The sequence below is a fragment of the Terrabacter lapilli genome (genome assembly GCF_039531305.1).
In the GTDB taxonomy this organism is placed as follows: Bacteria; Actinomycetota; Actinomycetes; order Actinomycetales; family Dermatophilaceae; genus Terrabacter; species Terrabacter lapilli.
Map to the genome: position 1 here is coordinate 326,009 of NZ_BAAAPU010000011.1, position 26,524 is coordinate 352,532.

Annotated in this window: 22 protein-coding genes; 7 read left to right on the top strand and 15 right to left on the bottom strand. The window is 72.2% G+C overall.

Annotated elements, in window-relative coordinates; all coding sequences use genetic code 11:
- Positions 1-40: 40 nt before the first annotated feature.
- Together ABD241_RS19075 and ABD241_RS19080 are read left to right on the top strand one after the other, a co-directional pair.
- The gene (locus ABD241_RS19075) at positions 41-1,771 is read left to right on the top strand and encodes an ABC transporter ATP-binding protein (RefSeq protein WP_344066532.1); all 1,731 of its coding nucleotides are present in this window, start codon (positions 41-43) and stop codon (positions 1,769-1,771) included.
- A complete protein-coding gene (locus ABD241_RS19080) occupies positions 1,771-3,891 on the top strand; it encodes an ABC transporter ATP-binding protein (RefSeq protein WP_344066535.1) in 2,121 nt (706 codons plus the stop codon). Before ABD241_RS19075 ends, ABD241_RS19080 begins: the two co-directional genes overlap by 1 nt.
- A gap of 48 nt (positions 3,892-3,939) precedes the next feature.
- Here the strand turns inward: ABD241_RS19080 and soxR are convergent, their stop codons facing one another.
- From soxR to ABD241_RS19145, 13 genes are all read right to left on the bottom strand, one after another.
- Entirely contained in the window at positions 3,940-4,371 is a 432-nt protein-coding gene (gene soxR, locus ABD241_RS19085; RefSeq protein ID WP_344066538.1) for a redox-sensitive transcriptional activator SoxR, read from the bottom strand.
- Positions 4,372-4,518 carry a hypothetical protein gene (locus ABD241_RS19090; RefSeq protein WP_344066541.1) on the bottom strand — a complete coding sequence of 49 codons (147 nt, stop codon included), beginning with the start codon at positions 4,516-4,518 and terminating at the stop codon, positions 4,372-4,374. It abuts the gene before it with no gap.
- Positions 4,519-4,690: 172 nt separating this feature from the next.
- Positions 4,691-5,650 carry an FHA domain-containing protein gene (locus ABD241_RS19095; protein ID WP_344066544.1) on the bottom strand — a complete coding sequence of 320 codons (960 nt, stop codon included), beginning with the start codon at positions 5,648-5,650 and terminating at the stop codon, positions 4,691-4,693.
- On the bottom strand, positions 5,647-6,936 hold the full coding sequence (locus ABD241_RS19100) for a VWA domain-containing protein (protein WP_344066547.1): 1,290 nt from the start codon (positions 6,934-6,936) through the stop codon (positions 5,647-5,649). The genes ABD241_RS19095 and ABD241_RS19100 overlap by 4 nt, the downstream gene beginning before the upstream one ends.
- Positions 6,929-8,245 carry a protein phosphatase 2C domain-containing protein gene (locus tag ABD241_RS19105; protein ID WP_344066550.1) on the bottom strand — a complete coding sequence of 439 codons (1,317 nt, stop codon included), beginning with the start codon at positions 8,243-8,245 and terminating at the stop codon, positions 6,929-6,931. Before ABD241_RS19105 ends, ABD241_RS19100 begins: the two co-directional genes overlap by 8 nt.
- On the bottom strand, positions 8,242-10,626 hold the full coding sequence (locus tag ABD241_RS19110; RefSeq protein ID WP_344066553.1) for a serine/threonine-protein kinase: 2,385 nt from the start codon (positions 10,624-10,626) through the stop codon (positions 8,242-8,244). Before ABD241_RS19110 ends, ABD241_RS19105 begins: the two co-directional genes overlap by 4 nt.
- The gene (locus ABD241_RS19115) at positions 10,623-11,861 is read right to left on the bottom strand and encodes a coiled-coil domain-containing protein (protein ID WP_344066556.1); all 1,239 of its coding nucleotides are present in this window, start codon (positions 11,859-11,861) and stop codon (positions 10,623-10,625) included. The genes ABD241_RS19110 and ABD241_RS19115 overlap by 4 nt, the downstream gene beginning before the upstream one ends.
- Positions 11,858-12,847 (bottom strand): glutamate ABC transporter substrate-binding protein, encoded by a 990-nt coding sequence (locus tag ABD241_RS19120; RefSeq protein ID WP_344066559.1) that lies wholly within the window; start codon positions 12,845-12,847, stop codon positions 11,858-11,860. Before ABD241_RS19120 ends, ABD241_RS19115 begins: the two co-directional genes overlap by 4 nt.
- The gene (locus tag ABD241_RS19125) at positions 12,844-14,202 is read right to left on the bottom strand and encodes a hypothetical protein (protein WP_344066562.1); all 1,359 of its coding nucleotides are present in this window, start codon (positions 14,200-14,202) and stop codon (positions 12,844-12,846) included. Before ABD241_RS19125 ends, ABD241_RS19120 begins: the two co-directional genes overlap by 4 nt.
- Positions 14,199-15,848 (bottom strand): AAA family ATPase, encoded by a 1,650-nt coding sequence (locus tag ABD241_RS19130; RefSeq protein ID WP_344066565.1) that lies wholly within the window; start codon positions 15,846-15,848, stop codon positions 14,199-14,201. The genes ABD241_RS19125 and ABD241_RS19130 overlap by 4 nt, the downstream gene beginning before the upstream one ends.
- 17 nt (positions 15,849-15,865) lie before the next feature.
- Positions 15,866-16,390 carry a hypothetical protein gene (locus ABD241_RS19135; protein ID WP_344066567.1) on the bottom strand — a complete coding sequence of 175 codons (525 nt, stop codon included), beginning with the start codon at positions 16,388-16,390 and terminating at the stop codon, positions 15,866-15,868.
- Between the two features lie 103 nt (positions 16,391-16,493).
- On the bottom strand, positions 16,494-17,765 hold the full coding sequence (locus tag ABD241_RS19140) for a toxic anion resistance protein (protein ID WP_344066569.1): 1,272 nt from the start codon (positions 17,763-17,765) through the stop codon (positions 16,494-16,496).
- A 386-nt stretch (positions 17,766-18,151) separates the two neighbouring features.
- Entirely contained in the window at positions 18,152-18,931 is a 780-nt protein-coding gene (locus ABD241_RS19145) for a DODA-type extradiol aromatic ring-opening family dioxygenase (RefSeq protein ID WP_344066572.1), read from the bottom strand.
- Between the two features lie 169 nt (positions 18,932-19,100).
- Here ABD241_RS19145 and ABD241_RS19150 point away from each other — a divergent pair, with 169 nt between their 5' ends.
- The 5 genes from ABD241_RS19150 (at position 19,101) to ABD241_RS19170 (ending at position 24,328) form a co-directional block, all read left to right on the top strand.
- Positions 19,101-19,568 carry a GyrI-like domain-containing protein gene (locus ABD241_RS19150; protein WP_344066575.1) on the top strand — a complete coding sequence of 156 codons (468 nt, stop codon included), beginning with the start codon at positions 19,101-19,103 and terminating at the stop codon, positions 19,566-19,568.
- Positions 19,569-19,725: 157 nt separating this feature from the next.
- Complete coding sequence (gene topA / locus ABD241_RS19155) at positions 19,726-22,500, top strand: type I DNA topoisomerase (protein ID WP_344066578.1); 2,775 nt, start codon at positions 19,726-19,728, stop codon at positions 22,498-22,500.
- 81 nt (positions 22,501-22,581) lie between these two features.
- Positions 22,582-23,046, top strand: a complete 465-nt coding sequence (locus ABD241_RS19160) for a GNAT family N-acetyltransferase (protein ID WP_344066581.1) — start codon at positions 22,582-22,584, stop codon at positions 23,044-23,046.
- Positions 23,047-23,058: 12 nt separating this feature from the next.
- Entirely contained in the window at positions 23,059-23,853 is a 795-nt protein-coding gene (locus ABD241_RS19165) for a PIG-L deacetylase family protein (RefSeq protein WP_344066583.1), read from the top strand.
- Between the two features lie 7 nt (positions 23,854-23,860).
- Positions 23,861-24,328, top strand: a complete 468-nt coding sequence (locus ABD241_RS19170) for an SCP2 sterol-binding domain-containing protein (RefSeq protein WP_344066586.1) — start codon at positions 23,861-23,863, stop codon at positions 24,326-24,328.
- A gap of 166 nt (positions 24,329-24,494) precedes the next feature.
- Here ABD241_RS19170 and ABD241_RS19175 read toward each other — a convergent pair whose 3' ends face one another.
- Together ABD241_RS19175 and ABD241_RS19180 are read right to left on the bottom strand one after the other, a co-directional pair.
- The gene (locus tag ABD241_RS19175; protein ID WP_344066588.1) at positions 24,495-25,889 is read right to left on the bottom strand and encodes a GntP family permease; all 1,395 of its coding nucleotides are present in this window, start codon (positions 25,887-25,889) and stop codon (positions 24,495-24,497) included.
- A complete protein-coding gene (locus ABD241_RS19180) occupies positions 25,886-26,416 on the bottom strand; it encodes a gluconokinase (RefSeq protein ID WP_344066591.1) in 531 nt (176 codons plus the stop codon). Before ABD241_RS19180 ends, ABD241_RS19175 begins: the two co-directional genes overlap by 4 nt.
- Positions 26,417-26,524: the final 108 nt, after the last annotated feature.

The window sequence follows — 26,524 nt, forward strand, 5'->3', positions numbered from 1 at the left end:
GCGACGCACGCCCGCGCACCACGCACCGAGAGGCACCGTCATGCTGATCCGGCTGCTCCGCAGTCACCTGAGCCCCTACCGGGGCCAGATCGTGCTCATCGTGCTGGCGCAGCTGGTCAGCACGATGGCCTCGCTCTACCTGCCTAGCCTGAACGGCGAGATCATCGACCAGGGCGTGGCCAAGGGCGACACCGGCTTCATCCTCAGCCACGGCGCCGTCATGCTCGCCGTCAGCGTGGTGCAGATCGCCGCCTCCGTGAGCGCCACCTACCTCGCGGCCAAGGTCGCCATGGGGATGGGCCGCGACCTGCGTGGCAACGTCTTCGGCAAGGTCGTCGGCTTCTCCGCGCAGGAGGTGACCCGCTTCGGAGCGCCGACCCTCATCTCGCGCAACACCAACGACGTCACCCAGGTGCAGATGGTCGCCTTCATGGGCTTCGCCCTGATGGTGACCACGCCGATCATGATGGTCGGCGGCATCATCATGGCCCTGCGCGAGGACGTGGGGCTCGCGTGGCTCGTCGCAGTCGCCGTGCCGCTGCTCGGCCTCTGTGTCGGCCTCGTCATCTCGCGGATGCTGCCCTGGTTCGGCCGGATGCAGACCTCGCTCGACGGGGTCAACCGCGTGCTGCGCGAGCAGATCACCGGCATCCGCGTCGTGCGGGCGTTCGTGCGCGAGGAGCACGAGGAGGCCCGGTTCGCCGAGGCCAACGGGCGGCTCACCGACGCCGGCCTCCACGTGGGGCGGCTCATGGCCCTCGTCTTCCCGATCGTCATGTTGATCTTCAACGTCTCCACCGTCGCCGTCCTGTGGTTCGGCGCGCACCGCATCGCCTCCGGCGACATGCAGATCGGGGAGCTCACGGCGTTCCTGGCCTACCTCGTGCAGATCCTCATGGCTGTCATGATGGCGACCTTCATGGCCACGATGATCCCGCGGGCCTCGGTGTCGGCCACCCGCCTGGAGCAGGTGCTCGACACCGAGTCCTCGGTCGTCGAGTCCGTCCAGCCGCTGACGCTGCCCACCGTCTCGGCAGGGCTCGAGATGGTCGGGGTCGACTTCCACTACCCGGGCGCCGAGGCCGCCGTCCTCCACGACGTCAGCTTCCGCGCCGAGCCGGGCCGCACCACCGCGATCATCGGCTCGACCGGTGCCGGCAAGACGACCCTGCTCGGGCTCGTGCCACGCCTGTTCGACGCGTCCACGGGGAGGGTCCGGGTCGGCGGGGTCGACGTGCGCGACCTCGCCCTCGACGACCTCTGGAGCCGGATCGGCCTCGTGCCGCAGAAGCCCTACCTGTTCACCGGGACCGTCGCGAGCAACCTGCTCTACGGCAACCCGGAGGCCACGGACGAGGAGCTGTGGGACGCCCTGCGCATCGCGCAGGCGCGCGACTTCGTCGAGGCCATGGGCGGGCTCGAGGCGCCGATTGCCCAGGGAGGCACCAACGTCTCGGGCGGCCAGCGCCAGCGCCTCGCCATCGCCCGGGCCGTCGTCAAGCATCCCGACATCTACCTGTTCGACGACTCGTTCTCCGCGCTCGACCTGTCCACCGACGCGCGGCTGCGCCGGGCCCTGCGCCCGGTCACCGCCCGCAGCACGGTCGTCATCGTCGCGCAGCGGGTCTCGACCATCGTCGACGCCGACCACATCATCGTGCTCGAGGACGGCCGCATCGTCGGCCAGGGCACCCATGAGCAGCTCCTCGACTCCTGCGAGACCTACCGGGAGATCGTCGAGTCGCAGCGCAGCGCGGAGGAGGCGGCCTGATGGCCGAGGGAGTCAAGACAGCCGAGGAGAAGGCCGCAGAGGCCCGGCGTGGTCCTGCGCGCCGGGGCGGGCCGCCGCACATGCAGATGGGCCAGCCGGGCGAGAAGTCGCTCGACTTCGGCCCGTCGGCCAGGCGGCTGCTCGGCCGGCTGCGCCCGCACCAGGTCAAGGTCACCGTCGTGCTCGCGCTCGCCGTCGTCAGCGTGGTGCTGAGCTCGATCGGGCCCAAGATCCTCGGCCGTGCCACCGACATCATCTTCGCCGGCGTCGTCGGGCAGACCGTCAAGGCGCCACCGGGCACCACCAAGGAGCAGGTCGTCGACGCCCTTCGCGCGCGCGGCCAGACGACCTACGCCGACCTCTTGGGCAACGTCGACTTCGTGCCCGGGAAGGGGATCGACTTCGACGCCTTGGCGCACGTGCTGCTGCTCGTTGTCTCGCTCTTCGTCGCCGCGTCGCTGTTCATGTGGCTGCAGGGCTGGATCCTGCAGGGCGTCCTCCAGCGCACGATGTACGACCTGCGCCAGGAGGTCGAGGCCAAGCTCAACCGCCTCCCGCTGCCGTACTTCGACAACCAGCCGCGGGGCGAGGTCCTGAGCCGCGTCACCAACGACATCGACAACGTGGGCCAGTCGCTGCAGCAGACGCTCTCCCAGCTGCTCAACTCGCTGCTGACGGTCGTCGTCGTGATCGTCATCATGTTCTCCATCTCGTGGGGCCTGGCGCTCCTGGCCCTCGTCACGATCCCGATCTCGATCCTCGTCACTGGGCTCATCGCCAAGCGCTCGCAGAAGCTGTTCGTCCAGCAGTGGCGCAACACCGGCGAGCTCAACGGCATCGTGGAGGAGACCTTCACCGGCCACGGCCTCGTCAAGGTCTACGGCCACCAGAAGGAGACCGAGGCGAACTTCAAGGCCAAGAACGACGAGCTGTTCGAGGCCTCGTTCGGCGCCCAGTTCATCAGCGGCATCATCATGCCGGTCATGATGTTCGTCGGGAACCTCAACTACGTCACCATCGCGGTCGTCGGCGGCCTTCGGGTGGCCTCGGGGACGATGACCCTCGGTGACGTGCAGGCGTTCATCCAGTACTCCCGCCAGTTCACGCAGCCGCTGACCCAGGTCGCCTCGATGGCCAACGTCCTGCAGTCGGGGGTGGCCTCGGCCGAGCGCGTCTTCGAGGTGCTCGACGCCGAGGAGCAGCAGCCCGACGGCTCGTCGCCGGCCCGCATCGAGGATCCCCACGGTGGCGTGGCGTTCGAGGGCGTGTCGTTCTCCTACACCCCCGACAAGCCGCTCATCGAGGACCTCGACCTGTCGGTGCGGCCCGGGCAGACGGTCGCGATCGTCGGGCCCACCGGCGCCGGCAAGACCACGCTCGTCAACCTCATCATGCGGTTCTACGAGCTCGACGGCGGCCGCATCACGCTCGACGGTGTCGACATCAGGGACCTGACGCGCCACGACCTGCGCGCTCGCATCGGCATGGTGCTGCAGGACACCTGGCTCTTCGGTGGCACGATCCGCGACAACATCGCCTACGGCCGCCCGGGGGCCAGCGACGAGGAGGTCGTGGCGGCCGCGAAGGCGACGTTCGTCGACCGGTTCGTGCACTCGCTGCCCGACGGCTACGACACCGTGCTCGACGACGAGGCCTCCAACATCTCGGCGGGCGAGAAGCAGCTCGTCACCATCGCGCGCGCGTTCCTCTCCGACCCGGCGCTGCTCATCCTCGACGAGGCGACCAGCTCGGTCGACACGCGCACCGAGCTGCTCGTCCAGAAGGCCATGGCCGCGCTGCGGTCCGACCGGACGAGCTTCGTCATCGCGCACCGGCTGTCGACGATCCGCGACGCCGACCTCATCCTCGTCATGGAGGACGGCCGCATCGTCGAGAAGGGCTCGCACGCCGAGCTGCTCGCCGCCGGAGGCGCCTACGCCACGCTGTATGCCGCCCAGTTCGCAGGTGCCGCAGCCGACCTCGACGAGGGGGCCGGGGCACCCGGCGGCCCGGACGGCATACCCGAGCTGGCGGGGGTGGGGGCCGGTGCTCCCGGTCCCACGGGCGGTCCCGGTGTCCCGGTGCCCGACAACGCCGTGTCGTCGGACGCCACCGACTGACCCGGAGGCCCGGACCCGGCAAGGGCTGCTCGACCCCGTCCGCGGGGGTCAGGGGTCGAGCAGCACCGCGCCCGGGCCGCGCTCCGCGAGCCGGTCGTCCGGGTTGTTGAGGGCGCACGCACTCAGGCTGAGGCAGCCGCAGCCGATGCACGAGTCGAGCTGGTCGCGGAGCCGCTCGAGGCGGCCGATCTGCTCGTCGAGGCGCCCCCGCCAGGCCCGTGAGAGGCGCGCCCAGTCACGCGCGGTGGGCGTGCGCTCCTCGGGCAGCCCCGCCAGGGCGGCGCCGATCTCGTCGAGGGTCAGGCCCACCCGCTGGGCCGCCCGGATGAAGGCGACGCGGCGCAGCGTGGCGCGCTCGTAGCGTCGCTGGTTGCCCGCCGTGCGGATCGCGCGGATCAGGCCCAGCTCCTCCCAGTAGCGCAGGGCGGACGGCGCCGCGCCGGTCCGCTCGGCCACCTGCCCGATGGTCAGCGCCGACATCTACCCGGCCCTTGCCTCGAGACCTCGACCGGTCAGGGCGAGCCGCGAGCGCTCGTCGACCCGGAGGTCGACACCGAGGTCGACACCGAGGTCGACACCGAGGTCGACACCGCCGTCGACACCGGGGGGGAGGAGGCGCTCGCTCACGAGGCACACCCTAGGTCTCGGGTGCGGCAGCCGCCAGCGCTCCCGCGACCTCCCAGCGAGGACGCCCTCGGGTGGGTGCGCTCCCGCCGACGTATGCCGTCGCGTCTCGTGGGGTGCCCACCCGGCGCCGGTGGAGGGGGCCGGGTCGGGTGGGCACTGGTGCCCGCGAGGCTCAGGCGTAGGCCTCGACCTCGTCGGGAGTGGCTCGCCGCACGACGACGCGGGTCCAGGCTCCGACGTAGAGCCGGTCGTCGTCGCCGAGCTCGGTCCGGGGCCCGACCGCGATGGCGGTGTCGGGCAACGGGCCTGCGGCCGGTCCGACGTAGGTGCCGTTGGAGCTGCCGAGGTCCTCGACGAACCAGCGGGTGCCGTCGGTCGTCAGCTGCGCGTGCCGGCGGCTCACGCCGGGGTCGGACGAGAGGTCGATCTCGGGGTGGGTGTTCTTGCTCGTCGAGACCCGGCCGAGCAGGACGCTGCGGTGGCGCAGCGGCATGATGGTCGGCAGCCCGGGGGACGGGCACGGGTCCTCCGCCTCCTGGGTCTGGTACCAGTCGGGGTCGACCCACACCTCCGCGAGCCACTCGAACGGCTCGGTCGACTCGCCGCCCGCCGTGCCCCCGGGTGCCTGCACACCTGGGCCGCCGGAGGCGACCGAGGCCGCCGACGGCACCAGTCCCGGGGCAGCGCCCGGCGCGCCCGTGGCTGCCGGGAGCTCCCCGGACCCGGTCGGCTCGTGCGGCTCGGTGTCGGCCAGCTCGCCCGGGGTGGCGGACGGGTCGCGGGGCATCGCCCCGGTGGTGAAGTCGTAGCCGCAGGCCTCGCAGAAGAGGGCGCCGTCGGGGTTCTCGGTCCCGCAGTTGGGGCACTCGAGCGCCGCGGGAGCGGCCGGCTTCTCCTCCGTGCCGAGGCCCGAGCCCGCACCGGCGTCAGGCGAGGCGGCGGGGCCGAGGTCGAGCGACGAGCGGCTCGACGACGGGGCGGCGCCGACCGCCTGGCCGGCGCCCGCCGCTGCAGCCTGTCCGGCCGCGGCGGCACTGGTCGCCGGCTGGGCGGCCAGGTCGATGGGCGAACCGCAGGTGTCGCAGTAGTCCTCGGCCTCGGAGGTGTGCCCGTTGGGACAGACGGCGCTCATCGACGCACCCGACTGGTCTTGGTCGAGGCCGTGTCGAGCGACATCTCGTCGATCTTGGAGGCCCCCTTCTTGAGGCGCACCGTCCCGGTGTCGACGTCGTCGATGTCGACGACCTTCTTCAGGCGCGTCGTCATCTCGTCGTTGCCGGTCAGGCCGGCGAGCTGCACGGCCCGGCCCAGCTTGGCGGTGGCGATGTCGTCCTGCCCGGCGGCCTTGGCCGCGAGGCCCTCCTGGATGGTCGTCGCGAGCTCAGCCTGACCGGTGTAGGCCGCGACCGCCGGGTCGATGCGCGTGGTCAGCGAGTCGTCGTTGCTCCACTTGGCCTTGACGAGCCCCTGGGCCACGGGGTCGCCGCCGAGGGAGAGCTGCACGCGCGCGGCGAGCTGCTCCTGCCCCAGCGTGCGGGCCGGCAGGCGTACGGCGACGTGGTAGTCGCGGCTCTCGTCGGCCCAGGCGCCCGTGGGGTAGGCACCGGTGAGCGCGTTGATCGGCATACGGCGGGGGGTGAGGTCCTCGAGGGTGGGGGAGACCTGCTTGACGAAGAGCAGCTCGGCGCCCTGGGGCACCCAGACCCGCAGCTCGGAGCTGGCGACCCCGCGCGACATCGAGGCGCGCATCATCGCCTTGAACTCGGCGGCCATCTCCTCGGGCGCCGGAATGAGGTCGACGCTGCCGAGGAGCGAGGAGGCGATGCCGCGCACCTCGTCGACCCGCCACTGGTCGCCGACGCCGCGGCAGTCGCACTGGAAGACCCCGACGCAGCTGCGGACGGCCGCCTGCAGCGACTGCGGCGTCTCGCCCTCGTTGACGCCGTCGGTGAGCAGGATCGCGTGCCGCTTGGTCACGTGCGGCACCGTCTCGAAGATCTGGCGGGCGAGGGTGAGCCAGGTGCCCATCGCCGTGCCGCCGTTGGCGCGCAGGCCCTCGATGGCGCGGTTGGCCTCGCCCCGGGTGTGGGACGACATGGGCACGAGCGCGCCCTGGTGGCTGTAGGGGTAGACGATCTGGGCGGTGCCGTTGCCGGCCACGATCGAGAAGAGCGTGCCGTCGACGATCTCGGCCAGGGCGGCCTTGGCCGCCTCGCCGGCGGCTGCGACCCCGCGCCGGCCCATCGACCCGGACGTGTCGATGAGGATGACCTCGGCGGCCGAACCGGGGTCGGCGAGCGCACCGCCGCCGCTGCCCGCGGAGGCGCCGGTCGAGGTGACGCGCACGATGGCGTGCACGTCGGTGCCCCCGTCGGGGAGGAACTCGTTCTGGAACACCTCTGCGGTGAAGTCAGCCATGGCTCGGGTCCCCTTCCACCGGCGCCGTCGTCTCGGCCGGCTCGCTCGTCGTGGTCGATCCTCGTCCAGCCAGTCTGGCAAGGGCAACCGTGATGTTGTCGCGTCCTCCCTGCTCGTTGGCGAAGTCGACCAGGGCCTGCGCGATCGCGGCCGGCGTCGGGTCGTCCGTACCCGCGGCGAGGCCGTGCAGCAGCGTGCGCAGGTCCTCGGCCTCGGAGCAGTAGTTCCACAGCCCGTCGGAGCAGACCATGAGCCAGCCGGCGCTCGCCGTGACCGTGGTCAGGTGCGGCGTGAGGTCGTCGGGCGCGTCGCGGCCCAGCCAGCGGGTGATCGAGTGCGCGTGCGGACCGTGCTCGGCCTCGAGGCGCGGGACGCCCGCCGACATCTGCTCCTGGGCGAACGAGTCGTCCCGGCCGAGCTGCAGCGCCGGCTCGTGGGCGGCGTCGGGCAGCCAGTAGACGCGGCTGTCGCCGACGTTGCCCGCCACGATGACGTCGTCCTCGACGACGGCGGAGGCAAAGGTGCACGACGGCGGGTTGGGCACGTCCTCGACGACTGCGGCGACGACGGCCTCGTTGGCCCGGGTGACGGCGGTCGTGAGGGCCCGGCGCGCGGCGGCAGCCCAGGCGTCGGGCGTGCCGGCCCCGCGGGGGAAGGGCTGGTCGAGGACGGCCCGGGCCTCCTTGGCGGCGGCGAGGGAGGCGATGTGCGAGTCGGAGGCCATCGAGACGCCGTCGCACACGACGAGGACGGCTCGCGAGCCGGGCGCCTCGGTGGCACTGAGCGACATGGCGTCCTCGTTGCGCGAGTGGCGCCGCCCGATGTCGCAGACGCCGCCGACCCAGGCCGCGGGCGACTCGGTGAAGTGGTCGCGAGGGTCCGGCGGGGGTGTGCCGCAGTTGTCGCAGTAGCCGTCGACGATGCGACCCTGCCCGCAGGCGTGACAGACGAGCTCGTCGTCGATCGGCGCCTCCGGCGCCGACGGCACCGGACCGGTCCAGCCGACGTCGAGGGGCGACTCCTCCCCGGCCGGGGCGGTCTGAGGCGTGGCGGAGGAGGCCATCACGGGACCGTCGGAGGCGGCGGCCGCCCCGTCCGCAGGCGCTGTCGCGGCCCGGGCCGTGACCACGAGGTCGGCGCCGCAGGCCTCGCAGAAGCTCGAGTCGGCGGGGTTGTCCGTGCCGCAGACCGGGCACCTGCGGGACGGTCCGTCGGTGCTTCCGGCGCGGCTGCCGTCCATGCCGGCTTCGGGCTCGAAGGTGGAGACGGGAGCGGGCTGCGGCTCTCCGGCTGTCGGGAAGTCGGTCACCAGAGGCTCCAGGGTCGGATGGCGTTGGCCTCGTCGACGAGGGGAACGCGGGCTGACAGGTCGGGGGTGCGCCGGGCGAGCTCGCGCAGTGCCTGCTCCAGACCGACGCGCAGGCCGTTCGGAGTGCCCTTGTGCTCGCCGATGCGGATGTCGGCCTTGTTGCCGCTCTTCTGCACCGTCTCGAGCGCCTCACGGTAGATCAGCGTCGTGAGCTCGGCGCGTCGGCGCGCCGACAGGGAGGTGTCGTCGAGGGTGCGCAGCGCCTCGGCCAGGTCGGGCAGCCCGCGGTTGGCACGCGCGAGCAGCTCGGCGAGTCCCGCGCGGGCGGTGCGGTAGGCGCTCGACTGCACCGGCACGAGGCGGAAGGCCGCCACGGCGCCGTCGACGTCGGAGCGTGCCGCCCGGATGCGGGCCAGGCCGAAGGCGGCCATCGGGACGTACGTCGCGTCGGTGCGCGCGCACGCGACGTAGAGGTTCTCGGCGACGGCGTCGTCGCCGGCCTGCTCGGACGCGTGGGCCAGCGCCAGCTTCGGGGCCAGCTCGCCGGGGACCTGGCCGTAGACGGCGTTGAAGGCGGCCTGGGCGGCCCGGGCGTCACCGCGGTCGAGGGCGATGAGGCCCTGGACCCACACGGCACGCCACTCCCACGGGTCGGCGGTCAGCAGCTCGCCCGCGGTCGCGTCGGCGACATCGCGCCGGCCCGCGTCGAGGGACGTGCGGGCCAGCTCGAGCAGGACCTCGGTGGTGCGCACGGCCGACCGCTCGAGCGTCGCGAGCCGCTCGGTCGGGGTGCCGGACACCGTGGTGAGCCAGCCCGTCTGCGGGTCGTGCGGGTCCCGGCGCAGCGACGGGAGGTTGCGCCAGTCGTCGGGGGCGACCCCGGGTGTCGGCACGTCGAAGAGCAGCGAGCTGACCGTCGAGGTGGCCGCGCCCGTGCCGCGGTCCTGGGCCACGACCTCGCGCAGCACCCCGACCATCTGGGAGCGCAGCTCGTCGGCCGAGACGAACCGGTCGTCGCGGTTGGGGGCGCACGCCTTGGCCACGAGGCGGTAGAAGGAGTCGTAGCGCTGGAAGACCGGGACGGTGTCCTGGGCGGGCAGGGTGTTGAGGTAGGTCGTCTGGTAGCCGCGGAACTCCATCGTCAGCACGACGAGGGTGCGCCCGATCGTGTAGATGTCGGAGGCGGGGGAGACACCGAGCTCGGCCACCTCGGGCGCCTGGTAGCCCACCGTGCCGAAGATCGCAGAGTCCTCGTCGTCGACCCGCCGCACGCCGCCGAGGTCGATGAGCTTGACCTCGTCGCCGACCTGGATGACGTTGTCGGGCTTGAAGTCGCAGAACACGAGGCCCAGGTCGTGGAGGTACTGGAAGGCCGGGAGGATCTCGAGGATGTAGGCCAGGGCCTGGTCGACGGGCAGCGGGTCGTACTTGCCGGCGGCCTGCAGGCGCTGCTTGAGGATCGACTTCAGCGACGTGCCGCCGACGTACTCCATGACGATGTAGCCGGCGTCGTCGTGGGTGACGAAGTTGTAGATCTCGACGATGCTCGGGTGGGACACCTGGGCGAGGAAGCGCTGCTCGGCGATGGCGGCCGCGAGGGCGTCGGGGTCGGCGGAGTTGAGCAGGCCCTTGAGCACCACCCAGCGGTCCGAGACGTTCTTGTCGCGCGCGAGGTAGATCCAGCCGAGGCCGCCGTGGGCGAGGCAACCGGCGACCTCGTACTGGCCCGCGACGAGGTCGCCCGCCTTGAGCTTGGGGTCGAAGGAGAACGGCTGGCGGCACTTCGGGCAGAAGCCGGTGGTGCGCCCCGGCCTGCCGTCGCGCCCCCGGCCCACCGGCTCGCCGCACTTGGGGCAGTAGCGCTTGTTCTCGGGCACGGTCGGGTTGGTCAGCAGCGCCTTCTCGGCGTCGATCTCGGGCGCCGGGCGCACCGTGGTGATGCCGCCGCCGAGCCGCGCAGCGCGCAGCCGCTGGGAGCCTCCGGTGCGACGGGTCGCGACCGACCCGGACTCGCGGGCCCGCTTGGAGCCCAAGGCTGCCGACGCGACGTTGCTCGAGGCGGCCGAGCGCGTGGACATCTCCGGGCCGACGCCGGCGGGGGCGCTCGCCGCACCGTTGGCGGACACGGGTGCGGAGGCGCTCGGTGCCGGGGTGGCGGCGGCATACGCCGCGGCGTCGAGCTGGTCGGCGGGGGTGCCGCACACGTTGCAGTAGCCGGCCTCGATCACGCCGGTGCACCCCGGCTGCTGGCACGCGCCGCCCTCGGGGATCGAGGGGACGGCGACGGGGGGCGGCACCGGGCTCGAGCCGGCGGCCATCCCGCACAGGTCGCAGTAGCCGTCGATGATGGTGCCGGTGCAGCCCGGCTGCGTGCAGTTCATGGGCGGGGCCTAACGGGTCGGGTCGCGGGCGTGCGGGTGGCCGGGCGCCCGGCACCCGGCTGAGGCCGCGTGGCCGTGTCGACGTAGGAGGAGAAGGCCGCGGCGAGGGCGCGGGCACGGAGGATCGGCATCGGCCGGGCCGCGAGGATCTCGTCGAGCCGGCGCCGCAGCTCGGCGATGTCCCCCTCCGCGTCGGGGTCGAGCGAGGCGGACGCGGCCATGGCGCCCACGGCGCCGACGAGCCCCACGACCTCGTCGCGCTCGGCCAGCCCGGCGGCATACGTCTCGTGTGCGAGGTCGAGCGCCCGCGACACCCGCTCGAGCCGGGCGCGGTATGCCGTGAGCTCGGCCGCCGCCTGCGGCACCGGTCCCAGCGCGCGGACGTTAGGGATGGCCAGGTGCGGGGCGGGGGTGATGGCCTCGAGGCAGGCCCGCTCCAGGGCACGGATCGCGGCGGCGCGCGCGTCGAGCTCCTCGACCTGCTGCTGGGTGCGCACCCGGCTGCGCGCGGCGGAGGCGCGTTCGGCGGCGGCGACGATGAGGTCGCGCTCGAGCACGGCGACGTCGATCTCGAGCGGGCCGATGATGCCGCCGACGTCGGCGCCGCGGCGGGCGCGCTCGAGGAGGTCCGCCATGCGCCGGTCGAGCCGGGCCAGCTTCTCGGCCGCCTCGTCGCGCTGCGGGCCGTCCGGGACCAGGGGGACCTGGTCGCGGGTGCGCTCGAGGCCGGCCCGGACGAGGGTGATGCGCTGGGTCGCCTCGGCGGCGCCCGGGGCGAGCGAGGCGCGCGCCTGCAGCGTGCGGGTCAGCGAGTCGAGCAGCCGGCAGGCCTCGGGCAGGCTGACCGCGAGCGACCCGCTCGAGGGCAGCGACAGGTGCTCGGTGGTGTTGGAGTCGAGCCGCCCGTGGATGAGGGTCGAGAGGCGCTCCGCCTCGACGGGGCCGACGCGGCCGCCGTCGAACGTCGTCTCGAGCAGCGTCAGCCGGTCGCTGACCGCCTTCCAGAAGGTGAGCGCGACGGTCAGGTCGTTGGTGATCGCCACCTGCTCGGCCGGCGACAGCTTGAGCACGGCACGGTCGACCTCGCCGAGGTCGGCGCGGCGCTGGGCGACCCACTCCCGCAGCGCGTTCAGGTAGGTCTGCGCCTCGGCTGCCTGGACGGGCACCCCGAGACGCCCGGGGGCCGTCGGCGCGACGGTCCCCGGGTCGGGCAGGCCCTGCGCGACGGCGCTCATCGCCCGTACACCGGCGTCGGCGGGGCGGGTGCCGGCCCCAGCTGGCCGGCGAGCCAGCGGTCGTAGATCTTCTTCCACTCGCCGCTCGCCTCGAGGTCGGCGATGACCCGGTTGACGTAGCGGGCGAGGTAGACGTCGGCCTTGTTGAGGCCCAGGCCGTAGGGCTCCACGGTGATCGCCTTGGCGCTCGTGACGACCGTGTTGGGGTCCTGCGCGGCGAGGCCGGCGAGCACCGTGTCGTCTCCGGTGATGGCGTCGGCCTTGCCCTGCTGGAGCAGCACCAGGCAGGCCGTGTGGGTCGGTGCGGTGACGACCACGGGGCCCTTGACCTGCTCGAGCTTGGCGAGGGAGGTCGTGCCTGCGGGCGCGCAGACCCGACGGCCCTTGAGGTCGGCCAGGGACAGGTCCTTGGCGCCGGGGAGGGCCTTGCTGACGAGCACCTTCTGGCCGGAGCGGTAGTACTCGGCCGAGAAGGCGATCTTCTGCCAGCGGTCGCAGGTCATCGACATGTTGCGGGCCACCATGTCGACCTGGCGCGACTCGAGCAGCGGCAGCCGGTCAGCGGCGGTGATGACCCGCAGCTGCACCTTGTTCGGGTCGCCGAAGATCGCCTTGGCGACGGTCCTGGCCATGTCGATGTCGAAGCCGGTGATGCCGCCGCTGAACGGGTCGCGGGCCCCGAACAGGTAGGTGTCGGCCGAGACCCCGACGACGAGGTAGCCGCGCTTGATGATGCGGTCGCGCATCGTCGGGTCGTCGATCTGGCCGCGGCTCGGCAGGCTGGGCAGCGGTGCATAGGACTGCGTGGCGTTGTCGCAGGTCTGGGCCGGGGCAGGGGGTGCGGCGCTCGACGACGACGGCGGGGCGGTGGGCGGCAGGGGCGTCTCGGCATACGTCACGCCGGAGCACCCGGCGAGCGCCCCGAGGGCCGCCACGGCGACCAGGGCGGGGAGGCGCCGTCGCAGTGCGGTGACCAGGGCGCTCATCGGTACTCCTCCAGGCGCTGGCTGATGCCCCTGACGATCAGCCAGGAGGCGACGAGCCCCGCCAGCGCGACGAGGACGGCGACGAGCGTGGTGCTCCCACCGACCCCCTGCAGCGTGGAGACGGTGTCCGTGCCGGCGGTGTCGCGCGCCTCGGTGACGGCGACGTCGAACGCGTCGAAGGCCTGCGCCGCGCCACCGGCGGCGGTGCTGGTCGAGAGCTTGACGGCGTCGTCCCAGCGTCCACCGTCGTCGAGTGAGCGGACCTTGACGTGGGCGTCGGCGTAGGCCTGCCACTGCTGCCGGAGGTCACCGCTGTCGTTGACGCCCTGGAGGGTGTCGTCCACCTTCTTGCTGTCGGCGACCCAGGCCTTCTCGTTGGCCGCCCCGGAGCCGCGCCGGATCAGGGTCAGGCTCTCGTTGGCCCGGGCGTCGTTGGCCGCGGTCGTGGCGTCGGCGAGCGCGACGGCACGCTGGTAGGACCCGCTGGACACCTCGCTCGTGGCGGAGGCGATCCCGCCGATCTGGCTCGCGGCCACGAACAGCGCGACGAGGAGCAGCGCGATCGCCCCGGTGAGCGAGGGGTTGAGGTAGCGGTGGGTGCGCCGGGCCAGCCACACCGCCAGGACCACCAGGCCCAGGAGGGACACGACGCCGACGAGCAGCTGCAGGCGCGAGTTGCTGCGGTCGAACTCCTTGGCCGACCGGTCCTCGTTGGCCTGCACCACCTGCTCGACGATCGGGATCGCGTCGGCGCGCAGGCCGGCGCTGGCCTGGGTGAGGTACTGCGCGCCGACCGGCAGGCCCAGCCGGTTGTTGGCGCGGGCCTGCTCGACGAGGGCGGCGTACGTCTGGACCCGCTGGGCGAGCACGCCGAGGGCCTTGCCGTCGGCAGGCTGCGCCGCCGCGGCCTGCGCGAGCCCGGAGGCGACGCGGCCCATGGCCGCCTCGTACTTCGCCCGGGACTGCGGCGACTCCAGACCCCCGACGAGGAACGCGTTGGTCGCGACCGCGTCGGCACGCAGCAGGTCCACGTGAATGGACTGGACGCGTACGACCTGAGCCGTGTTGTTGGCGGCCCGCTCCACGGCTGCCTGGGAGGCGACGAGGGCGTTGGCGCTGACGGCGCCGAGGAGCACGGCGGCGATGACCCCGAGCAGGCCGAAGAGGCGCATCCTCCCGGGCGTGCCGTGCAGGAGCCGGTCGGCGATGCTGCGCGCCGTGGGGATGCTGCCGGCGATGGTGCGCACCGGCTGGCCGGACGGCTGCCCCGACCCCTGCCCCGAGGACTGGCCGGAGGACTGGCCGGACGTGCGCGCCGGGACGGCGACCGGGATGTTGGTCATCGGTGCGCTCATGCGGTGTCCTCGGGCTCTGGCGTGCTGGCGTGCTGCTGCTCCTTCGAGACTCCCTCACCGGATGCCGCCCCACCATCAGGTTCTGCCCTGAGAGCCGCCTGATCCGTGCCGGTCTGGTCGTCGTGGTCCGGATCGTCCTGCTGCCCGGGCTCCTGCTCGGGCTGCTCGGGCTCCTGCTCGGGCTGCTCGACGAGGTCGTCTGCGGTGAGCAGACGCAGCTCGTCGCGCGTCGGCTCCGTCGCGTCGCGCAGGCGCCACGCGTGACGGCCCACGGCCTGCTCGAAGAGGTTGCGCGCGAAGCGGCCGTTGCCGAACGACGGCCCCCGCGGCGTCGCCTCGAGCAGGTGGCGCACCCGGCGCTGCGCCTCCTCGGTCAGCTCGTAGTCGCTCCCGGAGGCGATCGAGTCGAGGATCTCGAGCAGCTCGTCGTCGGTGTAGTCGTCGAACTCGATGGTGGTCGTGAAGCGGCTGGCGAGGCCGGGGTTCTGGGCGATGAAGCGGACCATCGGGTCGGGGTAGCCGGCCACGATGACGACGAGGTCCTCGCGGTGGTCCTCCATCTCCTTGACGAGGGTGTTGACCGCCTCCTCGGCGTACTGGTCGCCGGCGAGCGCGTACGCCTCGTCGATGAAGAGCACCCCGCCGGTGGCCCTGGCGCACACCTCGGCGGTCTTCATCGCGGTCTGGCCGACGTAGCCGGCGACGAGCTCGCTGCGGTCGACCTCGACGAGCTGGCCCTGCGGCAGCAGCCCGAGCGCCTTGTAGATGCCGCCGACGAGGCGCGCGACCGTGGTCTTGCCGGTGCCGGGGTTGCCGACGAAGATCAGGTGCCGGCTCATCTTCGGCGACCTGAGGCCGGCCTCGGTGCGCAGCTTCTCGACGGTCAGCAGGGCCACCTGGCGGTGGATCTCCTTCTTGACGCGCTCGAGCCCGATCATGGCGTCGAGCTCGGCCAGCAGCTCCTCGACCGACTTCTCCGGCTCGGGCGGCGGCGCCTGACGCTGGTCTGCCGGCTGGGCCGGTGCAGCCGTCGCGGCGGCGCCGTCGGCCGGCGCTCCCGCCGAGGGAGCCTGTGGCGCAGCGCCGTCCACGCCGGCCGGGCTCATCGGGCCGGGGAGCGTGGGACGCATCGCGTCGGGGGACCCGAGGCCCAGGCCGGGTATGCCGGCCAGGAGCCCGTGGTCGGCGCCGGACCCGTTCCCGGGGTAGGCCGGCAGCCCGCCGGACGGCATACGCGCGGCGGCGAGGTAGGCGCCCGAGGCGGCGGACGCGTTGGCGATGACCCAGATCGGCGCCGCGCCGAGCATGACCGCCGAGGACGCCACCTCGGTCAGCGCCTCGGCGTACTCCAGGGCGAGCGTGTGCCGCGAGTCGATGAGGGCCTGCAGCAGGTCGGTGGGTGCGCCACGCCACCGCCGCCCGCTCGAGGCGGCGTCGAAGAAGGCCTCGTTGATGCGGCCGAGGTCGGTCAGGCCCGGGTGGGCGACCTCGGCCCACGCGGGAGCCGCGCCGGGCACGGCCTCGGCCAGGGCGGCAGCGACCCGCAGGCCCTCCTCACGGGCGGAGCCGGGGTCGAGGCCGGCCTCCGCGGCGACGTCGGTGAGCTGCTCGAGACTCTCGGCGAGGCGAGTCTCCTGCGTGGTCATGCGTCCCCCTCCATGCATCACTCCGGTGGCGTCAGCGGTGCCGGCGACGTGGAGGCGCCGTTCGCGGGTGGCGGCGCCACGCGTACGGGGTCGGGACCCAGCCCGAGCACCCCTCCGGCGGAGGCGGGCCCGAACTTCTCCTCGAGGAACGCGCCGTGCACGATGATCGCCTCGGCGTCGGCCCGGTTCACCGCGTCGTAGACCTTGTCCATCGTCGTGCCGAGCAGGTCGAGCTGGTCGACGAGGAGCATGACCGAGCTCTTGCCGGCCGCGATCGGGCGGGTGTCGGCCCAGTCGCGCGGGAGGCGCAGGTAGTTGCCGATGGCCACCGGGAGGTAGTCGGTCACGGTGGCCATGACGCTGAAGCCCTGGCTGCTGCCGAGGCCGAGGTTGTCCAGGCGCGGCAGGGTCTGGCGCACGATGCGCGTCACCCGCAGCAGCCGTGAGAGGACGACCCCCGGCACCTTGCCGTCACGGGCCTGCTGCTCGATCGCGTCGAGCGCCCCCAGGAGCTGCTCGGTGGTGGGCGGTCCCGAGCGCACCGGCTCGGGTGCTTCGGGCCGGTCCAACCCGAACCACGACCGGATTCCCACTGCGTCTGTCCCCTTCGGTTCTTCGTGCTGGCTTCATGGCGAAGGGCCCCGCTCAGCGACCGGACCCGAGGTCCAGCAACCCCGGCGCGACGTTGTCGGCGCGGCGCTCGTCCTGCTTGGCGACGCGGTCGAGGTAGGTGCGCGACTTGGCGACCTCGGTCTCGAGCGTGCCGATGGTCGCCGCCATGTTGTCGAGGGCCCTGACCTTGAACTGGTCGATGGCGTCCATCGTCTCGTAGATGTTGGCGAACGCCTTCTGCAGCGACTCGATCGAGAGCGTCGCGCTCGCCGACTGCTCCTGGATGCGGGCCGAGTTCTGCTTGAGGGCCTCGGACGTGCGCTCGATGATGCCGGAGGTCGTCGTGTTGAGCGCCGTGATCTGGTCGAGCACGAGCTGCTGGTTGTTGAGCGCCTGGGCGACGATCACGGCCGTGCGCAGGGCCGAGACGGTCGTCGTGGTGGCTCGGTCGACGCCCTTGATGAGCTCGATGTTGTTCTTGATGATGATGTCGATCGCGAGGTAGTTCTGGATCGACACCGCGAGCTGGGTCAGCAGGTCCTGGTGCTTCTGGCGGACGTAGAAGAGCACGTCCTCGCGCAGCGCCTTGGCCCGCTCGGGGTCACTCACCTCGTAGGTCGCGACCTGGGCGGCGAGGCGGGCGTCGAGGCGCTCGGCGACGTAGACGTACTGGTTGAGTCGGCCCATCGACTGCCAGAGGTTCTTCTTCTCGAGGTTGAGCGCGACGTTGTCCTTGACGAGCTCGTCCTGGCCGGACTGCAGCGAGTGCAGGATGCCGTTGAGGTGGCTCTGCGCCGACTGGTACTTGCGGAAGTAGTCGGTGACGCGGTCGCCGAAGGGGATCATCCCGAGGAACTTCTTCGGCCCCTGGGCCTGGCCCGGGTCGAGGTCCTCGACGGTGCGGCGCAGGTCGAGGAGGGTCTGGCCCACCTTCGAGTTGCCGGAGAGGCTGCCCTCGTTGAGCGCCTTGACCGGCATCTGCAGCATCCGGTTGGACGACTCCGCGGCGAAGCGGATCTCGTCGGTGCCCATGCTGCGCACGTCGGCGGCCTTGACCTCCCACTCCGGCGACCGGGCGGCGACCTTCGTCAGCGAGTCGAGGTAGGTGTCGACCTTGGCGTCGAGCCCCGGCAGGGCCGCCTCGGGGACGGCCGGGGCCATCCTGGGCGCGGCCGTCTCGGCGACCGGGGCGGTCGGCGCCGGCGCGGTGAGCACGAAGGCCTCCGCGGGCGGCTCGAGGGGGGCGACCTGGGCCGGTGCAGCGGCGTTGGCGGCCGCCTGCTGGGCAGCGGGCTGGTCAGTCATGGTGGAGAGCGTCCTTCCCTCGCGTGCCGGCCGCGTCGGTGACGCGCCCGAAGTCCCTCACCCGGCGCCGAGCCGAGGCACGTGGCGTGCGCGGCACCCTCCGCGGCACGACACACGCCGGCGGCGCGATCGTCGGGCGTACGGCCACTCTACGTGCCGCCCGCCTGCGACGGGTGGGCCTTGCGGCCGGTTCCGTCGTGACGCGTCCGGCGCCTCGCGACCTGCTCGGCTCGGGCGTGAACTCGGCCGGTGAAGGCGTCCGGTGAAGGGGCGGCCGCGGCTCGGAGCCAGGGGGAATTCCGAGCCGCGGCCGCGTTCGTGGGGCGCCCACACCTGCTGAACGGGCGACGCGGTGGGCGGGTTCCCGCAGGACAGGGCGAGCCGTCTCAGCCGAACTGCCAGGAGCGCTTGCTCAGGCCGAACCAGAAACCGTCGATGACGCTCTTGTTGTCGAGGCCGCCGGACTCGTAGGCGGCCCCGAGGGTGACGAAGAGCGGGGCGAAGTGCTCGGTGCGCGGGTGCGCCTCGTGGGCGGCGGGCGCCTTGTCGAGGAAGTCGAGCAGGCTGTCGAGGTCCTGGGCCCGCATGGCCTCCTGAGCCCAGTGGTCGAACTCGGCGCTCGCCCTCGGGGGAAGGGCGTCGGAACCGGCACGCGGGTCGAACCAGCGCAGGTTGTGCGTGGTGAAGCCGGAGCCGACGATCATCGTGCCCTGCTCGCGCAGCGGTGCCAGGCGTCGCCCGATCTCGAAGAGCCCGCGCGGGTCGAGGGTCGGCATCGACATCTGCAGCACCGGCACGTCGGCCTCGGGGAACATCTCCTTGAGCGGCACGTAGGCGCCGTGGTCGAGGCCGCGAGCCTCGTCTCGGTGGACCGAGTGGCCGGGCCAGGTGAGCAGCTTGGTCACGTCGTCGGCCAGCGTCGGTGCGGCCGGGGCGTCGTAGGTGACCTCGTAGTACTTCTGCGGGAAGCCCCAGAAGTCGTAGGTCAGGGGCGCCCCGGTGGTGGAGCCGAGCGTCGTCGGGGCGTCCTCCCAGTGCGCCGAGATCATCAGTACGTCCTTGGGTCTCGCCAGCTCGCTCGACCAGCTGGAGAGCTCCGCCGTCCAGCGCTCGTCGTCGGCGAGGGGCGGGGCGCCGTGGCTGAGGTAGAGGACGGGGGCGGACATGGGCGGTTCCTTCCGAACTGGTTGAACAATAAACTATCACGGGAACGCCTCGGTCAGTCCCATGATCCCCGAGCACGTATGCCGTCCGCTGCCCTTCCGCAGGACGTGCGGTGCCGCGGTGGGCCCTTCGGCCCTGTCGAGCCGTGGCCCCGCAGCAGACGCTGGGAGCATGAAGGACACGAACGAGATCCGTATCGTCGAGACCGAGGAGAGGCCGACTGCGGTCCTGCGGGCCGAGGTCCCGGTCGCCGAGCTGCCGACGTTCTTCCAGAAGGCCTTCGGGGCGACGTGGAACGTGTTGCGCAAGCAGGGCCTGTCGCCCACCGGGCCGCCCTTCGCCCTCTACCACGGCATCCCCACGGGATCCGTCGACGTCGAGGTCGGCTTCCCCGTCACCACGTCGCCCCGGCCCGAGGGCGAGGTCGCCGCGAGCGCGCTCCCGGGGGGTCGCGCCGTCGAGGCGGTGCACGTCGGGCCCTACGACACCATGGGAGAGACGTACGGCCAGGTCGAGCAGTGGATGGTCGCCGAGCGCCTGAAGCCCGGACCGGTCATGTGGGAGAGCTACCTCAGTGACCCCCAGGCCGAGCCCGACCCCGCGACCTGGCGCACGCTGATCCACTGGCCGGTCGCCTGAGCCGCCCTTCCCGGCCCGGCGGAGTGACGGCATACGCCCGCTTCGGTGGAGGCGTGGCTGGACCGGGCCGCGTGTGCTGTTACGGTCGGTCCCGCGTCCACGTCGAGGCAGCGACGAATCCGCTGCACGTGAGATGCGGGAAGTTGAAGGTGCATCCATGGCCGCAGGCAAGGGCCGCAAGCTCGTCATCGTCGAGTCGCCCGCCAAGGCGAAGACCATCGCCGGCTACCTCGGCGGCGACTTCGAGGTCGAGGCCTCGGTCGGCCACATCCGTGACCTGCCCAACCCGTCGGAGCTGCCGGCGGACATGAAGAAGGGCCCCTACGGCAAGTTCGCCGTGGACGTCGACAACGGCTTCGACCCCTACTACGTCGTCGACCCGGACAAGAAGAAGAAGGTCGCCGAGCTCAAGCGGCTGCTCAAGGACGCCAGCGAGCTCTACCTCGCCACCGATGAGGACCGCGAGGGCGAGGCCATCGCGTGGCACCTGCTCGAGGCGCTCAAGCCCCGGGTCCCGGTCAAGCGCATGGTGTTCCACGAGATCACCCGCGAGGCGATCCAGCGAGCCGTCAACGACACCCGCGAGATCGACACCGCGATGGTCGACGCCCAGGAGACCCGCCGCATCCTCGACCGCCTCTACGGCTACGAGGTCAGCCCGGTGCTGTGGCGCAAGGTCCGCCAGGGCCTGTCGGCCGGCCGCGTGCAGTCCGTCGCGACCCGCATGGTCGTCGAGCGCGAGCGCGAGCGCATGGCCTTCGTCCGCTCCTCCTACTGGGACGTCGAGGGCGAGTTCACGCCGGAGGGTGCCGCCCAGCAGTTCACCGCCCGGCTCTCCTCGGTCGACGGCGTCCGCGTCGCCTCCGGCCGGGACTTCGCCGACGACGGCCGCCTGACCGGCAAGGGCGTCGTCCACCTCGACGAGGCGCTCGCCACGCGGATCGCCGAGGCCTGCCTCCCGCTCCGGGCCCGCGTCACCGACGTCCAGGAGAAGCCCTACACCCGCCGCCCGTCGGCCCCCTTCACGACCTCGACCCTCCAGCAGGAGGCGTCGCGCAAGCTGCGGATGTCGTCGAAGAACGCGATGCGCGTGGCGCAGCGTCTCTACGAGAACGGCTACATCACCTACATGCGTACCGACAGCACGACGCTGTCGGACGCGGCGACGACGGCCGCCCGCAGCCAGGCCCGCGACCTCTACGGCGCCGAGTACGTCCCGGACAGCCCGCGCCGCTACGAGAAGAAGGTCAAGAACGCGCAGGAGGCCCACGAGGCCATCCGGCCCGCCGGTGACCGCTTCCGCTCCCCGGCTCAGGTGGCCGGCGAGCTGCGCGGCGAGGAGTTCGCCCTCTACGAGCTGATCTGGAAGCGCACCGTCGCCTCGCAGATGGCCGACGCCCGCGGCTCCACCGCGACCGTCAAGCTCGCCGTCGACACGGCGGTCGAGGGCGCGCAGTCCGTCGAGTTCAGCGCGAGCGGCACCGTCATCACCTTCAAGGGCTTCCTCGCCGCGTACGAGGAGGGCCGCGACGACGAGGCCACCGCCAAGGCCGACGCCGCCGCCGAGGAGCGCCGCCTGCCGAAGCTCTCGGCCGGGGTCGCGCTCGAGGTCGTGCGGGCCGAGGCCGACGGGCACGAGACGAGCCCGCCTGCCCGCTACACCGAGGCCACCCTCGTCAAGGCGATGGAGGAGCGCGGCATCGGCCGACCCTCCACCTATGCCGCGACGATCGGCACGATCCAGGACCGCGGCTACGTCTTCAACAAGGGCCAGGCGCTCGTGCCGACATGGCTCGCGTTCGCCGTGACCCGGCTGCTCGAGGAGCACTTCGGCAACCTCGTCGACTACGAGTTCACCGCCTCGATGGAGGAGGACCTCGACCGCATCGCCAACGGCGACGAGCGGCGGATCGACTGGCTCAAGCGCTTCTACTTCGGCGAGGAGGCCACGACCGGGGCCGGCCTGAAGTCGCTCGTCGAGGACCTCGGCGAGATCGACGCCAAGGAGATCAGCACGATCCCGATCGGCGACGGCATGGTCGTCCGCGTCGGCCGCTACGGGCCCTACGTCGAGGAGGTCGTCCCCGCGGGGGTCGACCTCGCGACGGGTGAGGTCGCCGACGGGGCGCAGGTCTCCGGCACGCCGCGCCGGGCCACGATCACCGACGACGTGGCGCCCGACGAGATGACGCCCGAGAAGGCCCGTGAGCTCCTCGAGGTCGCCGCCGACGACGGCAAGGTGCTCGGCCGCGACCCCGAGACCGGGCGCGAGATCGTCGCCCGGGCCGGGCGCTACGGGCCCTACGTCACCGAGGTCATCGAGGACGACGACGCGGCTGCTGCCGGCGACAAGCCCAAGGCGCGCAAGGCCGCCAAGGCCAAGCCCCGCACGGCCTCGCTCTTCAAGGACATGGAGCTCGCGACGATCGACCTCGAGACGGCGCTGAAGCTGCTCTCCCTGCCGCGCGTCGTCGGCACCGACGCCGAGGGCGTCGAGATCACGGCCCAGAACGGCCGCTACGGGCCCTACCTGAAGAAGGGCACGGACTCGCGGACCCTGGCCTCCGAGTCGCAGCTGTTCGACATCACGCTCGAGGAGGCGCTCGCGATCTACGCGCAGCCCAAGCAGCGTGGCCGCGCAGCAGCAGCGCCGCCGCTCAAGGAGCTCGGCGCCGACCCGGTCAGCGGCAAGCCGGTCGTCGTCAAGGACGGCCGCTTCGGCCCGTACGTCACCGACGGCGAGACGAACGCGACGCTGCGCAAGGACGACGACCCGGCCTCCATCACGCCGGAGCGCGGCTACGAGCTGCTCGCCGAGAAGCGCGCCAAGGGCCCGACCACCCGCAAGCGCGCCGTGAAGAAGACGGCGAAGAAGACGGCGAAGTCCACCGCCAAGCGCACGACGAAGAAGGCGACGGCCAAGAAGGCCTGACGTCCCCGAGCTCGAGCGACGGGTGGCGTATGCCGGGTGGTTGCCCTCCCGGCATACGCTCCCTCGCGCTAGCGTCGGCCCGTGATCGAGACGCGACCTCTGGGGCCAGGCGACCGGGAGCGGTGGGAGCAGCTCTTCCGGGCGTACATCGACTTCTACGGGCGCGCCCTCGACGATGCGGCATACGACAGGGCGTGGCGCGAGATCGCCTCTGGCGCAAGGCTGCACGGTCGTGGCGCGTGGCTCGACGGTCGGCTCGTGGGGATCGCGCACTTCCTCGTCCACCCCAGCTCGAGCGAGCCGGACCTGTGCTACCTCGAGGACCTCTTCACCGACCCCGACGTTCGCGGTCGCGGCGTCGCCAGTGCCCTCATCGCGGCGGTGCGCGACTGGGCCCGGGAGCACGGCTGCGGCAGCGTCTACTGGCAGACCCACGAGTCCAACGCCGTGGCCCGGCGGCTCTACGACGAGCTCGCGACGTTCGAGGGCTTCGTGGTCTACACCCTGCCCGTCGCCAGGGGTGACGCGAGCGTCGGCTCCCGGTGAGAGGCTGTGGGCATGTCAACGCTCGTGTTCGTCCACGCCCACCCCGACGACGAGGCCTCGCAGTCGGCCGGCTCCATGGCGCGCGCCGTCAGTGAGGGCCACCGGGTCGTCCTCGTCGTCGCCACCAACGGCGACCACGGAGACGCGCCCGACGACCTCGCCGAGGGCGAGACCGTGGTCGACCGGCGCCGCGCCGAGGCGGCGGCGTCCAACGCCCTGATCGGCACGCACCGGGTCGAGTTCCTCGGCTACGCCGACTCCGGCATGACCGGCTGGGCGCAGAACGACCACGAGGCCAGCTTCGCTCGGGCCGACACCGAGGAGGCCGCGCAACGCCTCGCGGCCATCCTGCAGGAGGAGCAGGCCGACGTCGTCGTCGGCTACGACTGGCACGGCGGCTACGGCCACCCCGACCACGTCAAGGTGCACGCCGTGACCAAGCGTGCGGCGCAGCTCGCCGGGACGCCCCGCTACCTCGAGGCGTCGATGAACCGCGACGCGATGATCCGCTCGCACCAGGTGGCGCTCGCGGCGGGCGCCGACGTGGGGGAGTGGGACCCGACCCAGCCGATGGACGACGGCAACCCGCTCGGCAGCCTCGAGAGCGAGCTGCACTGGGCCTGCGACGTCAGCGAGTTCATCGAGGTCAAGCGCTCGGCGCTCAAGGCGCACGCCAGCCAGTCCGACGCGCGGTCGATCCTCGAGATGCCGGTCGAGATGTTCACCGTGGCCTTCTCGTGGGAGCACTACATCGAGCCCGCCCGCCCCGCCGGGATGGTGACGGGCTGGTTCCTGGACGTGGAGTGAGGCGGCGGTGTCCGGCGTCGACTTCAGCACCGCGAGTCCCGACCAGATCGCCGCGGTCGAGCCGGCCGAGTTCGTGCGCATCGTCAGGCGGATGTCCGACAAGCAGGTCGACCAGGTGATGGCGAGCCCCAACCGGGGACTGATCATCGAGGCGATCTTCCGGCGCATGCCCGGGCTCTTCCGCCCCGACCGGGCGCGTGGGGTGACCGCCACGACCCACTGGAGCATCACCGGGCGACCCGAGGGCGGCACGGACGACTGGACCGTGCGTCTCGCCGACGGGACGTGCACCTGCACGCCCGGTCACGACGGCGAGCCGACGGTGTCCCTGACGATGGCGCCCGTCGACTTCACCAAGGTCGTCACCCGGCGGGGCAACCCGACCATGATGTTCATGACCGGGCGGATCAAGGCCACGGGTGACCTCGCACTCGCGAGGAGGATCGCCGGCTTCTTCGAGATCCCCAAGCCCTGACCAACCGTCGAGAGGCCACGTCTTGCCGCCCCGCCAACGTCGAAAGGCCAACTCGTGCCGGCCCTGACACGTCGAGAGGCCAGCTCTCGTGACGAGAACTGGCCTCTCGACCTGCACACAGCGGCGAAAGATGGCCTTTCGACGGGTGGGGGTGGGGACTTGGAGACTAGACGACGAGGTTGAGCAGCAGCACGAACACGAGGCCGGTGACCGAGAGCACCGTCTCCATGAGCGACCACGACTTGATCGTCTGTCCGACCTTGAGGCCGAAGAACTCCTTGACCAGCCAGAAGCCGGCGTCGTTGACGTGCGAGAAGAAGACCGAGCCGGCGCCGATGGCGAGGACCATGAGGGAGACCTCGTTGGTGGACATGCCTGCGGCGAGCGGCGCGAGGATCCCCGAGGCCGTGACGGTGGCCACCGTGGCCGAACCCGTGGCGAGGCGGATGAGCACCGCGACGAGCCAGGCGAGCAGGAGCACCGAGAGGCCGCTGCCCGAGATCCAGTTGGCGACGAGCTGGCCGATGCCGGTGTCGACGAGGGTCTGCTTGAAACCGCCGCCGGCCGCGACGATGAGGATGATGCCGGCGATCGGCCCGAGCGAGGACTCGAGCGAGGAGCTGACCTGCTTGACGCCCATCCCGGCGCCACGGCCGAGGGTGAACATCGCCAGGATCACGGCGATGAGCAGCGCGACGAGGGGCGTGCCGAGGAAGTCGAGGACGGTGCGCCCCGTGGTGCCCTTGCCGGCGAGGATGTCGGCCAGGGCCTTGCCCATCATGAGCACGACGGGCGTCAGGACCGTAAACATCGTGATGCCGAACGAGGGGCGGGGGCCGTCCTCCGACTCGCGGGCCTCGAACAGGTCGGGTGCGGGCACGTCGACCCAGCGGGCGGCGAAGCGGGCGAACCACGGGCCCGCGATGGCGATCGTCGGGATGGCCACCAGGATGCCGAAGCCGAGGGTGACGCCGAGGTTGGCCTTGAGGGCGTCGATGGCCACGAGCGGGCCGGGGTGCGGCGGAACGAGGCCGTGCATGGCCGAGAGGCCGGCGAGGGCCGGGATGCCGACCCGGACCACCGACTGCTGCGAGCGGCGTGCGACGAGGAAGATGACCGGCATCAGCAGGACGAGGCCGATCTCGAAGAACATCGGCAGGCCGATGATGGCGCCGACGGCGGCCATGGCCCAGGGCAGCGAGCGGGTGCCGCTGCGGCCGATGATCGTGTCGACGATCTCGTCCGCTCCGCCGGAGTCGGCGAGCAGCTTGCCGAACATGGCGCCGAGGGCGATGAGGATGCCGACGCTCGCGGCGGTGCTGCCGAAGCCCTTGGTGTAGCTGTCGAGGGCGTCGGCCATGGGGACCCCGGCGATGACGCCGACGGTGAGCGAGCCCAGCGTGAGCGAGAGGAAGGGGTGCAGCTTGAACCGGACGATCAGCAGGACGAGGACGCCGATGCCGAGCAGGGCGGCGGCCACGAGGCGTCCGGCGGGGATGTCCGGCACCTTGGCCGCGGTCAGGGCCGAGGCGGGCAGGAAGGAGAGCAGGTGGGCGGTCATGATGGGGTCGCTTCCGAGTTGCGAAGGTCGAGTAGGTCGAGGGACTGGGTGACGAGGTCGTCGACCTGCTGGTCGACGTCGAGGACGGCTCCGTGCTCGCCGGGCCCGAGGGGTTCGAGCGTCGCGAACTGCGACTCGACGAGGGCGGCCGGCATGAAGTGGCCGGGGCGGCCGGCGACGCGGGCGGCGATGACGTCAGGGTCGCCGTGCAGGTGCACGAAGAGGACCTGGGGCGCGGCTGCTGCGAGCACGTCGCGGTAGGAGCGTTTCAGCGCCGAGCAGCTGGCGACGCCGCCGCCGGCGGCGTGGTCGGCGAGCCAGGTCGCAATGGTCGCGAGCCAGGGCCCGCGGTCATCGTCCGTGAGGGGGATGCCGGCCGACATTTTGTCGATGTTGGCCCGCGGGTGGAAGTCGTCGGCGTCCGCGAACGGGACGCGCAGGCGCTGCGCGAGGGCCGCGCCGATGGTGGTCTTGCCCGAGCCGGACACCCCCATGACGACGACCAGCGGGGGTGGATGGTGCTGCATGTTCCGTGACTCCTTCGTCCGGCTCGAACGACGTCTTCGTCGAGTCGCTCGCACTAGGGTGCAGCAACAAGAGCGTCTTATCAACCCCAAGAGTCAAATAAAACAGTT

Excerpts from the sequence above, each read along its gene's own strand:
- ABD241_RS19130 (WP_344066565.1), bottom strand. The coding sequence starts at position 15,848 with ATGACCACGCAGGAGACTCGCCTCGCCGAGAGTCTCGAGCAGCTCACC.
- ABD241_RS19140 (WP_344066569.1), bottom strand. The coding sequence starts at position 17,765 with ATGACTGACCAGCCCGCTGCCCAGCAGGCGGCCGCCAACGCCGCTGCA.
- ABD241_RS19175 (WP_344066588.1), bottom strand. The coding sequence starts at position 25,889 with ATGACCGCCCACCTGCTCTCCTTCCTGCCCGCCTCGGCCCTGACCGCG.
- ABD241_RS19075 (WP_344066532.1), top strand. The coding sequence starts at position 41 with ATGCTGATCCGGCTGCTCCGCAGTCACCTGAGCCCCTACCGGGGCCAG.
- ABD241_RS19100 (WP_344066547.1), bottom strand. The coding sequence starts at position 6,936 with ATGGCTGACTTCACCGCAGAGGTGTTCCAGAACGAGTTCCTCCCCGAC.
- topA (WP_344066578.1), top strand. The coding sequence starts at position 19,726 with ATGGCCGCAGGCAAGGGCCGCAAGCTCGTCATCGTCGAGTCGCCCGCC.
- ABD241_RS19080 (WP_344066535.1), top strand. The coding sequence starts at position 1,771 with ATGGCCGAGGGAGTCAAGACAGCCGAGGAGAAGGCCGCAGAGGCCCGG.
- soxR (WP_344066538.1), bottom strand. The coding sequence starts at position 4,371 with ATGTCGGCGCTGACCATCGGGCAGGTGGCCGAGCGGACCGGCGCGGCG.
- ABD241_RS19145 (WP_344066572.1), bottom strand. The coding sequence starts at position 18,931 with ATGTCCGCCCCCGTCCTCTACCTCAGCCACGGCGCCCCGCCCCTCGCC.
- ABD241_RS19115 (WP_344066556.1), bottom strand. The coding sequence starts at position 11,861 with ATGAGCGCCGTCGCGCAGGGCCTGCCCGACCCGGGGACCGTCGCGCCG.
- ABD241_RS19125 (WP_344066562.1), bottom strand. The coding sequence starts at position 14,202 with ATGAGCGCACCGATGACCAACATCCCGGTCGCCGTCCCGGCGCGCACG.
- ABD241_RS19150 (WP_344066575.1), top strand. The coding sequence starts at position 19,101 with ATGAAGGACACGAACGAGATCCGTATCGTCGAGACCGAGGAGAGGCCG.
- ABD241_RS19095 (WP_344066544.1), bottom strand. The coding sequence starts at position 5,650 with ATGAGCGCCGTCTGTCCCAACGGGCACACCTCCGAGGCCGAGGACTAC.
- ABD241_RS19180 (WP_344066591.1), bottom strand. The coding sequence starts at position 26,416 with ATGCAGCACCATCCACCCCCGCTGGTCGTCGTCATGGGGGTGTCCGGC.
- ABD241_RS19110 (WP_344066553.1), bottom strand. The coding sequence starts at position 10,626 with ATGAACTGCACGCAGCCGGGCTGCACCGGCACCATCATCGACGGCTAC.
- ABD241_RS19165 (WP_344066583.1), top strand. The coding sequence starts at position 23,059 with ATGTCAACGCTCGTGTTCGTCCACGCCCACCCCGACGACGAGGCCTCG.
- ABD241_RS19120 (WP_344066559.1), bottom strand. The coding sequence starts at position 12,847 with ATGAGCGCCCTGGTCACCGCACTGCGACGGCGCCTCCCCGCCCTGGTC.